General features: G+C 60.7%; 16 protein-coding genes. 5 read left to right on the forward strand and 11 right to left on the reverse strand.

The features are described from left to right. Positions 1–6: 6 nt before the first annotated feature. On the reverse strand, positions 7–846 hold the full coding sequence (locus AGR1_RS08845; protein WP_149146712.1) for an SDR family oxidoreductase: 840 nt from the start codon (positions 844–846) through the stop codon (positions 7–9). 143 nt (positions 847–989) lie between these two features. Here AGR1_RS08845 and AGR1_RS08850 point away from each other — a divergent pair, with 143 nt between their 5' ends. Beyond that, a complete protein-coding gene (locus AGR1_RS08850) occupies positions 990–1,358 on the forward strand; it encodes a helix-turn-helix domain-containing protein (RefSeq protein WP_080791101.1) in 369 nt (122 codons plus the stop codon). Between the two features lie 15 nt (positions 1,359–1,373). On the opposite strand, the gene AGR1_RS08855 is transcribed toward AGR1_RS08850, so the two are convergent. Continuing rightward, positions 1,374–1,805, reverse strand: coding sequence for an Lrp/AsnC family transcriptional regulator (locus AGR1_RS08855; RefSeq protein ID WP_077982674.1), 432 nt, complete (start codon positions 1,803–1,805; stop codon positions 1,374–1,376). A 144-nt stretch (positions 1,806–1,949) separates the two neighbouring features. On the opposite strand from AGR1_RS08855, the gene AGR1_RS08860 reads away from it, so the two are divergent. Next, positions 1,950–3,050, forward strand: a complete 1,101-nt coding sequence (locus AGR1_RS08860; protein ID WP_149146713.1) for a saccharopine dehydrogenase family protein — start codon at positions 1,950–1,952, stop codon at positions 3,048–3,050. Between the two features lie 193 nt (positions 3,051–3,243). Here AGR1_RS08860 and AGR1_RS08865 read toward each other — a convergent pair whose 3' ends face one another. Beyond that, the gene (locus tag AGR1_RS08865; protein ID WP_149147312.1) at positions 3,244–4,704 is read right to left on the reverse strand and encodes a protein adenylyltransferase SelO; all 1,461 of its coding nucleotides are present in this window, start codon (positions 4,702–4,704) and stop codon (positions 3,244–3,246) included. Between the two features lie 168 nt (positions 4,705–4,872). On the opposite strand from AGR1_RS08865, the gene AGR1_RS08870 reads away from it, so the two are divergent. Together AGR1_RS08870 and AGR1_RS08875 are read left to right on the forward strand one after the other, a co-directional pair. Continuing rightward, a complete protein-coding gene (locus tag AGR1_RS08870; protein ID WP_149146714.1) occupies positions 4,873–6,588 on the forward strand; it encodes a glycoside hydrolase family 32 protein in 1,716 nt (571 codons plus the stop codon). Positions 6,589–6,656: 68 nt separating this feature from the next. Next, positions 6,657–6,830: a hypothetical protein gene (locus tag AGR1_RS08875; protein WP_077982677.1), complete on the forward strand. Its 174-nt coding sequence runs from the start codon at positions 6,657–6,659 to the stop codon at positions 6,828–6,830. Positions 6,831–6,905: 75 nt separating this feature from the next. Here AGR1_RS08875 and AGR1_RS08880 read toward each other — a convergent pair whose 3' ends face one another. Then, on the reverse strand, positions 6,906–8,294 hold the full coding sequence (locus AGR1_RS08880; protein ID WP_187772175.1) for an MFS transporter: 1,389 nt from the start codon (positions 8,292–8,294) through the stop codon (positions 6,906–6,908). Between the two features lie 177 nt (positions 8,295–8,471). Here AGR1_RS08880 and AGR1_RS29555 point away from each other — a divergent pair, with 177 nt between their 5' ends. Then, complete coding sequence (locus AGR1_RS29555; RefSeq protein WP_187772090.1) at positions 8,472–8,720, forward strand: hypothetical protein; 249 nt, start codon at positions 8,472–8,474, stop codon at positions 8,718–8,720. A 20-nt stretch (positions 8,721–8,740) separates the two neighbouring features. On the opposite strand, the gene AGR1_RS08890 is transcribed toward AGR1_RS29555, so the two are convergent. The 7 genes from AGR1_RS08890 to AGR1_RS08920 form a co-directional block, all read right to left on the reverse strand. Beyond that, positions 8,741–9,100 (reverse strand): type II toxin-antitoxin system PemK/MazF family toxin, encoded by a 360-nt coding sequence (locus tag AGR1_RS08890; protein ID WP_149146716.1) that lies wholly within the window; start codon positions 9,098–9,100, stop codon positions 8,741–8,743. Beyond that, a complete protein-coding gene (locus tag AGR1_RS08895; RefSeq protein WP_059753836.1) occupies positions 9,100–9,366 on the reverse strand; it encodes an AbrB/MazE/SpoVT family DNA-binding domain-containing protein in 267 nt (88 codons plus the stop codon). The genes AGR1_RS08890 and AGR1_RS08895 overlap by 1 nt, the downstream gene beginning before the upstream one ends. Before the next feature lie 68 nt (positions 9,367–9,434). Further along, complete coding sequence (locus tag AGR1_RS08900) at positions 9,435–9,635, reverse strand: heavy-metal-associated domain-containing protein (protein ID WP_080791105.1); 201 nt, start codon at positions 9,633–9,635, stop codon at positions 9,435–9,437. A gap of 52 nt (positions 9,636–9,687) precedes the next feature. After that, entirely contained in the window at positions 9,688–10,110 is a 423-nt protein-coding gene (gene cueR / locus AGR1_RS08905) for a Cu(I)-responsive transcriptional regulator (RefSeq protein ID WP_149146717.1), read from the reverse strand. Beyond that, entirely contained in the window at positions 10,107–12,689 is a 2,583-nt protein-coding gene (locus tag AGR1_RS08910; protein ID WP_187772091.1) for a heavy metal translocating P-type ATPase, read from the reverse strand. Before AGR1_RS08910 ends, cueR begins: the two co-directional genes overlap by 4 nt. A gap of 376 nt (positions 12,690–13,065) precedes the next feature. Next, the gene (gene blaOXA / locus AGR1_RS08915; RefSeq protein WP_137410972.1) at positions 13,066–13,890 is read right to left on the reverse strand and encodes a class D beta-lactamase; all 825 of its coding nucleotides are present in this window, start codon (positions 13,888–13,890) and stop codon (positions 13,066–13,068) included. Positions 13,891–14,050: 160 nt separating this feature from the next. Continuing rightward, positions 14,051–14,542 (reverse strand): YcgN family cysteine cluster protein, encoded by a 492-nt coding sequence (locus AGR1_RS08920; protein ID WP_080791108.1) that lies wholly within the window; start codon positions 14,540–14,542, stop codon positions 14,051–14,053. Positions 14,543–14,781: the final 239 nt, after the last annotated feature.

The following is a 14,781-nucleotide window of genomic DNA, read 5'->3' on the forward strand; positions in this document are numbered from 1 at the left end:
TGAGCCTTAGCCTTTAAGCCGGTCCAGATTGTCGGTGATATAAGTTTCCAGCGAACGCGGCGCATGGCCGGTCAGCGTTTCCACGTCGTCGGTCACCACGGCTGTCCAACCTTCGCGCACGGGGTAAAAGATCGAGGCGAGGAACGAGGCGTAGTCCTGCGGCACGCCCGCACCGGTGAGGATGCCGATGAAGACCTCATCCGAAACGGCGGCGTAAGAGACCGGCTTGCCGATCGCCTGCGAAATCAACGCAGCGGCCTCGCCATAACCAATGGCCTTCGGGCCCGTCAGGTTGAAAGCTTTGCCATTAAAGGCGTCGGAGGTCAGGGCTGCGGCGGCACTGTCGGCGATATCGCGCACATCGATGAAGCTCGTTTTGCCCTCGCCCGCCGGCACGGCGATCTGGCCGTGGTCGATGCCGGCCTTCCAGTAGCTGTGGAAATTATCGGCAAACCAGTTGGGGCGAAGGATGACGTAAGGTGTGCCCGACGCGATGATCTTCAGCTCGATCTGGCGATAGGGAATGGAATCGTCGGCATCGACGCCGAGAACGCTGAGGAAGACGATCTTCACCTTGCGGCGCGCGGCCTCCTCGACAACGGGCGTCAAAGCGTCGATGGCGTCCAGACGCCCACCGGACAAAAGCAGAAACAGGCGGTCCACGCCGTCGAAGGCATCGGCGTAAGTCGAGACGTCGGTATAATCGAAACGCACCCCTTCCGCGCCGTCCGCCGCCTTGCCGCTGCGCGAGGCCGCCTTGACGCTTTCGCCCTTGGCGACGAGCGCCTTGACCAGCGGCGTGCCGATGGTGCCGGTGGAACCGATCACGAGTATCTTGCCTGTCATCTCAAATCTCCTTAGTATCTAATTGAAACCATGTTTCGAAAACACAGGTACTGCGTTTGCGAAATCATGAAAAGAGAGCACTTTTCGGTTAGCTGGTTTCCTTGCGGAAACCGGCATGGACTTGAAACAATGGAGAAAAGTCGATGGCGAATGTCTATGACGTTTATGAAGATCGCTGCCCGACACGCATGGTGCTGGACAGGATCGCCGACAAATGGGCGCTGCTGATCCTCGACAAGCTGCGGCGCGATCCCGTGCGCTTCAACCTGCTGCGGCGCGAGATCAAGGGCATATCGCAGAAGGTGCTGTCGCAGACACTGAAGAAGCTCGAACGTGACGGGCTGATTTCCCGGCAGGCCTTTCCAACGGTTCCCGTCACGGTCGAATATTCGCTGACGCCGCTGGGGCGGACGCTGACCGACACGGTGGCGGCGCTTGCCCATTGGGCGGAGGGCAATATCGATGCGGTGATGGCGGCGCAGCGGGCTTATGACGAGAGGGCTGCGGCTTAGCCAAGGGAAACGCCCCTACCGCGAAATCCGCGTCGACAGAATGATCGACGACAGCGTGCGCTCCACGCCGTCAAGCGCGCCGATGCGGTCGATCAATTGGTCTAGATCGAGGATCGAAGGTGCGGCCAGAATGGCGATGAGGTCAAAAGTGCCGCTCACCGAATGCAGCGTCGTCACCTCCTTGATGGCGGCAAGAGCCGCCGTGACGCCGGGCAATGCCTTGGGAGCGATGGTAATCAGCACATGGGCGCGCACCAGCCCGGAAAGATAGCTTTCCGAAAGCCTGAGGCCATAACCCGCAATCACCCCGTCCGCTTCCAGTCGCTCGATACGGGCCTGTACCGTGGTGCGCGAAAGGCCGAGTTTGCGCGCCAGCTCCGCCACCGGCATGCGGGCATTTTCGGAAAGCAGGGCGAGCAGCGCCCGATCCTTGTCGGTAATCGTCATAATGACCAATCCTGTCGTCTTATTGCCTAACATTAACCTTCTATCCGCACATAGTGAAGCTACGAATCGTCAATAAAAACTGGCATTCTGTCTTTGAAGCGTATCTGCGCTGACACATTTGCATTCACTGCGGGGAACAAAAACATGAAAAACATTGTCGTCATCGGCGCGGGCAATATCGGTTCGGCAATCGCCTGGATGCTGGCCGCATCAGGCGATTATCGCATCACCGTCGCCGACCGTTCGGCCGATCAGCTGGCCAATGTGCCGGCGCATGAGCGGGTCGACACCGAAATCGTCGACATCACCGACCGTCCCGCTCTGGAAGCACTGCTGAAAGGCAAATTCGCCGTGCTTTCCGCCGCCCCCTTTCACCTGACGGCGGGGATTGCCGAAGCGGCCGTTGCCGTCGGCACGCATTATCTCGATCTTACCGAAGACGTGGAATCCACCCGCAGGGTCAAGGCGCTGGCGGAAACCGCCGAAACGGCGCTCATTCCGCAATGCGGCCTCGCCCCCGGCTTCATCTCCATCGTCGCCGCCGATCTTGCCGCCAAATTCGACAAGCTGGACAGCGTGCGCATGCGCGTCGGCGCTCTGCCGCAATATCCGTCCAATGCGCTCAATTACAATCTCACCTGGAGCACGGACGGGCTGATCAACGAATATATCGAGCCCTGCGAAGCGATCGTCGAAGGCCGCCTCACCGCCGTTCCGGCGCTGGAAGAACGTGAGGAATTTTCGCTCGACGGCGTTACCTACGAGGCCTTCAACACCTCGGGCGGCCTCGGCACGCTCTGCGCCACGCTGGAAGGCAAGGTGCGAACGATGAATTACCGCACCATCCGTTATCCCGGCCATGTGGCGATAATGAAGGCGCTGTTGAATGATCTCAACCTGCGCAACCGCCGCGATGTGCTGAAAGACCTGTTCGAAAACGCCCTGCCCGGCACGATGCAGGATGTGGTCATCGTCTTCGTCACCGTCTGCGGCACCCGCAACGGCCGTTTCCTGCAGGAAACCTATGCCAACAAGGTCTATGCCGGCCCGGTTTCCGGCCGGATGATGAGCGCCATCCAGATCACCACCGCCGCCGGCATCTGCACGGTTCTCGATCTGCTCGCCGAAGGCACCCTGCCGCAGAAGGGCTTCGTGCGGCAGGAAGAAGTGGCGCTACCGAAGTTCCTCGAAAACCGGTTCGGCCACTATTACGGCGCGCATGAGCCGCTGGCGCGGGTGGGGTGACTTGAGGGCACAGCATTGCCGCCGGTTTCTTCTCCCCGCCGGGGAGAAGGTGGCCCGAAGGGTCGGATGAGGGGGCGACGCCAGCGATGGATCGCACCCTTGCCCCCTCATCCCGCTGCCGCGACCTTCTCCCCCTCGGGGAGAAGGCGAAACAGGCACTCGCTCGCTCCGGCGTTGCGGATCAGCGCTACGCTTACGTCCCGCAAAACGTCCGAAACACCCGCTCGTGGCTCATCGGCGGCTGCATATAGACAAAGTTATCCGGCCGCTCCTCGAAAGGCGTGGCGATCGCTCTCAGCATGGCGTGGAAGGGCTCGAAATCATCCTCTTCCACCGCCGCCTCGATCAGCTCCTCGATCCGATGGTTGCGCGGGATGACGGCCGGATTGACGGCCAGCATCGCCGCTGACCTTTCGGAATCGGAAGTCCCCTCGCGACCGGCTCTTTCCCGCCAGCGCTCCAGAAATTCGTCCGCCCCCGCGATATCGACGAACATGCCGCGAAACGGCTCGGCGTCGCCATTGGCCGCATGGGAAAGACGCCGGAAGGTCAGCGTATAATCCGCTTCCGATGCCTGCATCAGTGCCAGCAGCGCCTGCACCAGATCCATGTCGCCCTCTTCCTCCACCGTCAGGCCAAGCTTTTCGCGCATGCCGGCAAGCCAGCGCTGGGGAAAGGCGGCGGCGAAATCGGCGAGAACGGCATTGGCGCGTTCGGCGGCTTTTTCCACCTGCGGATCGAGCAGCGGCAACAGGCATTCCGCCAGCCTGGCGATGTTCCATTGCGCGATGCCGGGCTGGTTGTTGAACGCATAACGGCCCTGCGCATCGATGGAGGAAAAGACCTTGTTGGGGTGATATTCATCAAGGAAAGCGCAGGGGCCGAAATCGATGGTTTCGCCGGAAACCGCCATATTGTCGGTGTTCATGACACCATGGATAAAGCCCACCATCATCCAGCGGGCGATGAGGTCGCATTGCCGTTGCGCAATGCCCTGCAGCAAGGCGAGACAGGGATTATCCGCCTGTTTCGCCTCGGGATAATGCCGATCGATGACGTAATCCGCGAGGTTTCTGATCGCTTCGTTGTCCTCGCGCGCGGCGAAGAACTGGAAGGTACCAACGCGGATATGGCTTGCCGCAACGCGGGTGAAGACGCCGCCCGGCAGGCCGACCTCACGCTGCACCCTCTCGCCGGAGAGGACAGCCGCCAGCGCCCGCGTGGCGGGAATGCCGAGCGCAAACATCGCCTCCGACACGATATATTCCCGCAGGACAGGGCCGAGCGCCGCGCGACCGTCGCCCCTGCGCGAAAACGGCGTCGGGCCGGAGCCTTTCAGCTGGATATCGCGGCGTTCTCCGTTCCTGTCGATCACTTCACCCAGCAGAATTGCGCGGCCATCGCCCAGCTGCGGCACGAAACCGCCGAACTGGTGGCCGGCATAGGCCATGGCCAGCGGCTCGGCCCCCTGCGGCACGACATTGCCGGAAAAGATCGCCGCCAGCCTTTCATCGTCAAGGCCGGCCACATCGAAAAGGAGTTCATCGGCCAGCTCGCGATTGAAGGCGATGAGACGCGGCGCCTTCACCGGGGTCGGCAACACGGCGGCGCTGAACCGCTCTGGCAGGCGGGCATAGGAATTGTCGAATTTCATCACGGGTAAACTCCCTGCTTTGCCCCTATATGGGGCCGGAAGACGGCGGATGCGAGCGATAAATGCGACAGCTTCTGGATTGCTTCATTCAATTTTGCGCAATGAACTTTACTGCGCCATCATCGTTCCTATGCTTGACCCGCAGAACGCCCAAGGAAAGGAAATGCAATGACCGTCGTTGAAGCCGCAGCCGAACCGGAAAGCGCCATCCGCACCATTCACACCGATCTGCCCGTCAACGCCACCTTCCATGTCTGGCTGAAGGCGAAGAAAGACGCCGAGCCGGGTGCCGTCTCCTTTTCCAATCAGAACGGAAAATTCGCTGAAGTTTCAAGCGTCAACACGGAAGAGTTCGGTTTTCGAATCTATCAGGTTTTCGGTGGCGGTCATGTGGAGATCAGTTACGATACGGTCACAACCGCCGTTTCCGTCATCTACTGGTTCACCGCGTCGGACGTGCTGGAAACCGGCATCACCGTCGTCCATACCAAACCGGACAATGCCGCACCCGAACTTCCCGGCAGCTATCATTTCCGCCCGCCCTTCGGCTGGATGAACGACCCGAACGGTTTCGGTCGTTTCGAGGGGCGGCCGCATCTCTTCTATCAGCATTATTCGCACGGGCTGCGCTGGAACACCATGCATTGGGGCCACGCCGTCTCGTCGGATTATCTGCGCTGGCGACACCTGCCGATTTTCCTTTTCCCTTCCGAAGATCTGACGACAAGACCGGACAAGCGGGGCGGCGCCTATTCCGGCTCCACCATTCCGCTGGTTGAAGGAACGGGCATTCGCGTCTTCTTCACCGAGCAGGTGCAGGACCGCATTCCCGAACAGCAGATTCAGCTCACCGCCACCTCCTCCGATCTCATCATGGCCGGACAGGCCGAAGTCATTCTGGGCCACCGCCCGGACGGACAGGGGCTGACGCCGGATTTCCGTGACCCCTATGTTTTCCGCGGCCCCGATGGCTTATGGAAAATGGTGCTCGGCAGCCAGAGCGATGGCGGCGGCGTCATTCTGCTTTACGAGACGCAGGACCCCACCGCTGCATCGGGCTGGACCTATGTGGGCAAGCTGTGGGTGGAAACGCGATATAAAACCACGGCCATCGAATGCCCCTGCCTGCTGCCGCTCGATGGACCCGCCAATGCCCGCTCCACCCGCTGGGTGCTGGTCTATGGGCTGATGCATTCGGAGGACCCGGAGACCGGCCGCAAGAACCTCACCATGGCCGATGTCGGCTGGTTCGACGGCAAGGTCTTCACAAAGGAAACCGGGCAGGAGCTGGATTTCGGCACCGACAATTACGCCTTCCAGGCCTTTCTGGATGGCGACAGCATCATCGGCATCGGCTGGCTGGCCAATTGGGCGGATGCCAATCCGGAAATCGATTTCCCCACCTCCATGACGCTGCCGCGCCGGATTCATTATGTGAACGGCGAGCTTCTGACCCCGCCCATCGGTGCGGCGGAAAGCCTGCGCAGCCATATTCTCGACCGCACGCGGCTTGCCGCTGGCGAACGCGTGACCTTTATCAACGGTGCGGTGGAAATATTGTTCGAGCTTGCCTCGCCCGGCGCGCCCTTCGAACTGTTGCTCGATCATCCGACGGTCACTCTGGGCGTCGTGTCGGATGAAACAGGGCTGTGGATCCGCCATGAGGACGGGCGCGACGGTGCCTCGCCGCATTATATCGCCAAGGGAGCCAAGGCATCCCGCATCCGCATCTTCCTCGATTACGGCTCCATCGAAGTCTTCGCCAATCGCGGCCGATATGTGGGCACCAAGCGCATCGAAGGGTTCGAACCGGTGCGTTCGGCGCTGTTGAAGGCCGCCCCCGGCGCGGTGATGCACGCCACCAGCTGGGCGCTGAAACCCTGAGGAACCTTTTGGCGGATTGGGCGGTTGATAGACCGACAGCGCCCATTCCACGGATAAGGAGAAACGGCATGACCAAAATCCGCGACACCAGCGATCCGATCCTGTTTCCGACCGAAGCCAATGAAAACAAGGCCGAGAAAAAACGCGCCGGCAAGGGCATCGTCGTCATCATCGGCGCTATCGCGATCATGGCCTTCGTCGTTTACCTGGCGGCGATCACCATCGCCGCCACCCAGTCCTGACGGCGGTGGCGAGCCACCTACTCGCTTTGGCGCATTTCGGACGGAAAACCGAACCCCACTTTTTCTGGAAATGCTTTAGCGCCTTTCGCCCCGCAACCCGCTGGCGGTCATAATCGCCAGCACCGATACGGCAACACCCAGCCCATAGAGATAAACCATCGGCATCGTCACATCCGCCCGCTCGATCTGCCCCACCAGATCGGTGGCGGCGGCGACGGTGCCGCTGGCGCCTGCACCGGCAGCGGCGCCCAGCGTCGCGACCGTCGGCAAAAGCGCACCTGTCATCTTGCGCTCCTCCTCAGGAGCCGCCTCCATGGCGGCCTGGCTGATGCCGGCCCATGACATGCCGAAGGCGGAACCGATTAGAATTTGCCCGACGAGCATTTCTCCCCAGTTACCGGTGGCAAGCCCGAGCCCCAGCAGCGCACAGCCCGGCACCATCTGGTAGGGACCGTAATGCAGGCAAATCTCCCGCAGACGGGCAGAACGCAGGCTGCCGATCAGCATCGCCACGAAGCTCCACGCTAGTGGCATCGTCACCACGATGAAACCGGCAAAGGTCGGCTCATGCTGCCAGAGATTGATGGCGACATAAGCGAGATAGACGCTGCCCAGCGCATGGGCATATGACATCAGGAACAGCACCCAGAAACCGCTGCCGAGCACCGTCTTCAGCCGGAACGAATTCTTCGGGAAAAGTCCGATTGAGGGCCGGATGCCCGCCCGCAGAGAGGCCCACAGCAGCGCTGCCCCCGCCAGCAGGGAGAGCGCCCGCAGGCTCGCATCCTCGAAGGCGGAAGGAGCGGAAAAGGCCAATGCGCCGACAAGGCAGAGAACCAGCGGCACAAGCGGTCTGCGCGCCGCCGCCACCGGCCGCTCAGCGGAGACGGCAATCGCGGTATAGGCCAGAAGCAGCAGGATCAGCGGCGCCGACAGCAGAAAGGTTGCGCGCCAGGAGATATGTTCGGTGGCAAAACCGCCGGTCAGCGGGCCAATGAAGGAGGCGACCGCCCAGATCGCCGCTTCGATTGCGAACACCTTCGGCAGCAGGCCGGAGCGGAAACCGGCGGGAATGAGGCTGTAACACACGGCTACGATCAGCCCGTCGGCCAGCCCCTGCAAGGCTCTGCCAATAACGACCCATAAAAAGTCGGCCGCGATTGCCGAAAGGACCGAACCGAAGGAAAATATCAGGCAGCAGAGAAGCAGGACGGCGCGCGCGCCGAAACGTTCGCGGAACAGGACGGCGGTGACACCGCCCGCGACGGAACCGACGAAATAAAGACTATAGGCCCAGCTATAGAAAGCAGCGCCGCCGATTTCGTTGACGGCCACGGGCAAGGCCGTCACCACCGCGAACTGGTTGAAGGCGTGCAGGCCGATACCGGAGGAGATGACGGTCAGAAGCGAGAGGTTAGCCCCGCTCAGCAATTCACCCCAGCCATTTTTCTCCGTCATTTCCATACTCGACAAAGCCGTATCCTTTCCATTTTTTCGGGTACGGCGGGCAAACTAGAACCTCAAGCACCATTGAGGTCAAGACGGCTTTTTTCACGTCATTTGTTTTGAAGGTATCCCGCACGGCAGGAACCCTCCGCGCGCCCGCTCGTTTGCCGAAGAACCGACAGAAAGGACACCGTCATGGACCGCAAGAAAATCCTGCCCCTTAACGAAGACGCCATGGACGAGGATTTGCTCGATCTCGACATCGACTCCCTGCCCGCCAAGGGAGAGATTCCGCAATCCATCGAACAGGAAATCGAGGAAGAAGAGGCAGAGACCGAGGACGACCCCTATCAGGAAAGCGACGAGGCCCTGCCCGACGATGCCGAGGAACGGGTAATCAACCGCAATCCTTCGCGGGAAGGCGGAACTTTCGACGAGGTTTAGGGATTTCGTCCTCGAACGACTCAGGCGGGGTCGATCATGCTGATGACACGACCGACGATTTCGTCGATCGTAGCATCGTCAAGGGTTTCGATATATTTCGCTTTCTTCTGGGAGGCAGGGGCAACAATGTCCATGCTTCTCACCTGGTTGCATAGTGCGACACCGGTTGTCTTATGGCCCGATATGTTCACGGCAAGCCCCGCCCTGCGCGTGAATAGTCCGCCCGTGTTCACGGGAACGACAAGGCACAGTCCAACCGCGTTGATTTCTCTGGGCGTGATGACGATACAACGATGTTCGTCCCTGATTTCGCTGCCGATCACAGGATTGAGGTCGACCAGATAAACGTCGCCACGTTTTGGAACCTGACTGCGGACCATCAAAGAGCTTCTTTGCCGACTGGCGGCGCTTCGTCCCATTCCCGCGCGCTGGCATTGAGAGCGGCGACTTCATCCGCCCCCTCCAGCAATTCGGCAAGCGTGAAGCGTTTCTTTTCCTGCCGAACAGGGCTTGCGACCAACGCGCCGTTATCGACCTCCAGCGTCAATTGCTCACCGATTTCCAGTCCCAGCATTTTCAAAAGAGCGGGCGGGATGGTCATCACCGCCGCACCGCCCTGACGTCTTATTCTCGTCGTTACGGTCATCCGTCTGCGCTCCATTTTGTGCAACATATGTAGCACATTTTCAAGCCTGCGCAAACGGAAGTCGTCCCTCAACCCGCCCGTTCCGGCGAATAACCGGCTTCGCGGATCGCCGCTTCCGCAGTTGCGGCATCACCCGCAACCGTCAGCTTGTGGGCATCGAGGTCGATGCTGACGGATGCGCCGGGAAGCACTTCCGTCAAAGCGCCGCGCAGCGTCTTTTCGCAATGGCCGCAGGTCATGTCCGGAATGAGGAAGGTGGTTGCACTCATGATTTTCTCCTTCTGGCCGGTCGCGATCTGTCGCGCCGGCTGTCATTAAAGCTCAGTGGGCTCTGACTGGCTTGCCGTCTGTGTTGTCGGCACCCGCGAGATCATCAAGGATGGGGCAATCGGGCCTATGGTCGCCGCCGCAGCAATGGGCGAGATGCGACAGCGTTTTCACCATGCTCTTCATCTCGGCGATCTTCTGCTCGAGATCGGTGATATGGACGAGCGCAATCTCCTTCACCGCCGAACTCTCACGGCTTTTGTCCTGCCAGAGTTTCAGCAGCGTCTCGGTTTCTTCCAGCGAAAAGCCAAGCGTGCGCGCCCGCTTGATGAAGCGCAGATTGTGCACGTCCTGCTCGCCATAGACCCGGTAATTATTGCCGGTACGGGCGGCCGGCGTGATGAGGCCGATCTGCTCGTAATAACGGATCATCTTGGCGGAAACGCCCGATGCTTCCGATGCCTGCCCGATATTCATGACGTCACCTCCCGATGAACCACCTTCGCCCGTTTCAATCTCAGCGCATTGGCGAGAACGAAGACGCTGGAGAGCGCCATCGCACCCGCGCCGATCATCGGCGACAGGGTGATGCCGAAGGCCGGATAAAGCACGCCCGCCGCAACCGGTATCAGCGCCACGTTATAACCGAAGGCCCAGAACAGGTTTTCCTTGATATTGCGCATGGTCGCCCGGCTCATCTCGATGGCGTTGACTGCACCCAGAAGATCGCCGCCAACCAGGACCACATCGGCGCTTTCGATGGCGACATCCGTGCCCGTGCCGACGGCAATGCCGATATCGGCCTCTGCCAGTGCCGGCGCATCGTTAATGCCATCGCCGACGAAGGCCAGCACCTTGCCGCCTGCCCGCATCTCATGGATCGCCTTCACCTTGCCCTCGGGCAGTACTTCCGCCACCACGCGGGAAATGCCGACCTGCCGGGCTATGGCGTTTGCCGTGCGTTCATTGTCGCCCGTCACCATCGCCACTTCTATGCCCATCGCCTGCAATGCTTTGATCGCAGCGATACTCGAGGGTTTCAGCGGATCGGCGACGGCAATCGCAGCCGCCAGCCTGCCGTCGATGGCGGCATAAAGCGGCGTCTTGCCCTCGTCGCCCAGCCTTGCGGCGGCTTCAGCGAAAATATCGACGGAATGGCCCAGTTTGGCCATGTAACGATCCGCACCGACTTCGACCCTGCGACCATTGACGGTGGCGGCGATGCCGTAACCCGTCACGCTTTCGAAGTTCTCGATAGTTGCAGGTTCGAGTCCTGCCGGGGTCGCCACCTTCTTTTCTTCCGCAGCCCGGACGATGGCTTCGGCAATCGGATGTTCCGAGCGCCCCTCGACGGCGGCGACCAGCACCAGCACTTCATTATCGGCAAACCCTTCCGCAACCACCAGATCGGTCAGTTCCGGGCGGCCCTTGGTGACAGTGCCGGTCTTGTCGACCACGACGATCTGCGCCGAGCGCAATTCCTGCAGGGCCTGTCCCTTGCGGAACAGCACGCCCAGCTCCGCCGCCCGGCCGGTGCCGACCATGATGGATGTCGGCGTGGCGAGACCCATGGCGCAGGGGCAGGCGATGATGAGCACCGCCACCGCATTGACCAGCGCGAAAGTATAGGCGGGCTCAGGACCGAATATCGCCCAGACAATGAAGGTCAGCACCGCAATGGCGATGACGACCGGCACGAAGAGCGCGGTGACGCGGTCCACCAGCAGCTGGATCGGCAGCTTGGACCCTTGCGCCTCCTCCACCATGCGGATGATCTGCGACAGCATGGTGTCGGCGCCCACCTTGGTCGCCTTGAACTTGAAGGCGCCTGTCTTGTTGATGGTGCCGCCGACGACCGTTGCGCCGACCTTCTTTTCCACCGGCACGGGTTCGCCCGATATCATGGATTCATCGACATAGGAGGAGCCTTCGACGACTTCGCCATCCACCGCCAGCCTTTCGCCGGGACGGATGACGACGATATCGCCGGCCACGAGGTCTTCGGGGGAAATATCGATTGTGGAACCGTCGCGCTCCACCCGGGCGGTCTTCGCCTGCAGGCTCATGAGCTTGCGGATGGCGTCTCCCGTGCGGCCGCTGGCGCGGGCTTCGAGAAGCCGTCCGGTCAGGATCAGCGTGACGATGACGGTGGCCGCTTCATAATAGACGAACTGCGCCTCTGCCGGCAGGAGATCAGGCGCGAAGGTCGCCACGACGGAATAGAGATAGGCGGCCGTGACGCCCAGCGCCACCAGCGAGTTCATCTCCGGCGCACCGCGCAGCAGGGCCGGAAAACCGGTCTTCAGGAAGCGCAGGCCCGGTCCGAAAATCACCGTCGTCGCCAGCGCGAAATAGATGTAATAGAGGTTCTGCGTGTCGATAATGCCCATCAGCCAGTGATGCATCGGCTCATAGACATGCCCACCCATTTCCAGCACGAAAAGCGGCGCGGTCAGGATCGCGGCAATCGTCAGGTCGCGTTTCAGCGCGCCCTCTTCGCCCGCATGCTGCATATGGTCATGGCCGCCGGCCTCCCCCGCCGCCATCTGGCTGTGGCCATGATGATGCCCCTCGTGCTTGTTGTGGTCCTGATGCGCTAAATGGTCGTGCGGCTTTGGTGTCGTCAATGCAAAGCCGGCAAGTCTTGCCGTCTCCACCAGCACGTCCCGTTCACGCCGGCCGCCGATGGTCTCCACAGCGGCCCTGCCGGCTGGGGTATCGACAGCCGCGTTAATGGTGGTTGCGACGGCTTCCAGAACGGCCTTCAACCGCGCAGCATCCGCATCGCTGTGCAGACCTTGAACGGCAAATTCATGCCGATCCGGTGCAATATCGTAACCCACCTTCTTGATGGCGGCGCCAAGCGTTTTGGCCGAAAAACCCTCGGCCGGCTCGACGGTGAGCTTCTTCGTGGCGAAGTTCACGGAACTCGACATGACACCCGGCACCTTGGCCGCGGCCGTTTCCACCCGACGCACGCAGGAAGCGCAGGTCATGCCTTCCACGGGAATGGAAACCGGCTCATGTCGATGGGCGTGTTTGACTGTCTCGTTCATGGGAAATCCCCTTTCGAGACCCTATGTAGAGATTCCCATGATGGGAAGGTCAAGGGAAGCGGAAACTTTTTGTTGAACACACAATTGTGAGCGCAGTGGGGCTTCTTGTTGCCGCCCGTGCGACAAGGGAGAATACGGCAGGAGCAGCGTTACACTCGTTGAATTTGGTGCTCATTTGAGCTGCATGTGGCTTCGTGAAAAAGAGGTCGATCATGACCGCAAATGCTTATGTGATAGCGCGCATCGATCAGGACCCCGACGGCCTTCCGCCCGCAACCCTTATAACACAAATCCAATACACAGGATTCCTGTGACAAGCACAGGGACGAGGGAAAGAGCACGTCGCAAAAACTACGCTTTTATTAGATGCGTACGGCTACCGGTGCACGGCCAGCCGGGGAATATCGCGCAGGAAGGCATCGCGCACCGCGAGGCCGAGCGGCTCGTTGGACGGTTTGTCGGAAACGCGCAGCCTTGCGAAGACGATGTGCTGGCCTTCGCGCTCCGCCCAGCCGACGAACCAGCCGAAGGGACGGTTGCGGTCTGGATTGCCCTTTTCGTCGCGCATGTAGCCGGTTCCGGTCTTGCCGTGCACGGCCCAGCTTTCCGGCGCATCGAAGACCGGAACGATTGCCCTTGTTTTCGCCTGCGCATCGCGCGAGACCGGCAGATTGCCGGCCAGGAGGCGGCGCAGGAAACCGACCTGCTCCACCGGCGAAACCGTCAGCGACGATCCGAGCCAGGAATGGGTCAGTCCATTATTCTTGCCCGGCTCGCCGGACACATCGGCATTGCCGTAACCGAGGCGCTTCACATAGGCGGCGAATTTTTCCGGGCCGAGACGGCGGGTGATTTCACGCGAATACCACAGCACCGAATCCTGCTCCCATATTGAGGGATCGACCGTCTTGCGGTCGGAGGCGCGCGCCTCCGTGCCGGGTTTCCAGTCCCAGGCGGGCGTCTTTTCATCCTGAAGGATGCCGGCATCGTAACCGATCAGCGCCAGCGGCACCTTGAAGGTGGAGGCCGGCGCCACGCGCTGGTCGCAGGCGCCCTGCTGGTTGATGATGGCGCCGGTTTCAATGGAGGTGACCAGCGTGCATTCGAAGGCCTGGGGCTGTTGCTGGGCACCAGCGGAAAACGGCAGGAGCCCCGGAAGGGCGAGGCATGAAAGAACGATGGCGGGCAGCCGGTAGCGCATGCGTTTTGATGTCCCTCGTCCGCTTTTGCGGATCAATTGCCGGAAGCTGTCTTTGTTTTCAGACAAGTCGTACCCCGAAACCGTGACACGCTTTCGGATGACATGCCTTTAGGAGACGGATGGGGCAGGAATAGGACCAAACAAAATCTGACGTTTTCCGTCAGGTCCGTTCTTTTTCGCCCGCCCTCTCGCCGACCGTCTCACCCACTGTCAGGGGCCAGTCGACCACATAATCCTCGAAGTCGTCAACATCCACATCGGCCTCGCTGACGGTGCGGCCGCGCGCGGAAATGCCCGCCTGATGCACCGTTTGCGTATCGCCGGAGACGAGATAATGCCACCAGTAGAGATCCTTGCCGTCGCGCACCAGCGCATAAGCACAGGTGGGCGGCAGCCAGCCGATCTCATGCACCTTCTTCAGGTCCAGCTGAATACAGTCCGGCACGGTGGCGCGGCGGTTTTCGTAATCTGAGCACCGACAGCTCTCGCCGTCGAGCAGCACACAGCGGACCGAGGTGAACACCACTTCGCCGGTGTCCCAGTCCTCCAGCTTGTTCAGACAGCACAGGCCGCAGCCGTCGCACAGGCTTTCCCATTCCTCGCCGGACATCTCCGTGAGTGATTTGGTTTTCCAGAACGGCGCGTCATTCATCGTTAACATTTCCGTTTCATTTTGATCTCTTGGACGGGAGTATTTAACCGGTCCCTAATCCTTTATATCGTATCGCCAAGGGCTGGTTTGTACGATATTTTAGCATATTGGCAGGCGGCAAAGGGGTCATTGGCCCGCGAAAGGCCGCCACGTCAAGCAATTCCGACACAACCATGCCACGGTTTTGCGTCGGGAATGGGTTGAAGCGCAGAATATCGATGATCGCGTTGCGTTGAACA

Source organism: Agrobacterium sp. B1(2019) (assembly GCF_008274755.1).
Taxonomy (GTDB): Bacteria; Pseudomonadota; Alphaproteobacteria; order Rhizobiales; family Rhizobiaceae; genus Agrobacterium; species Agrobacterium salinitolerans.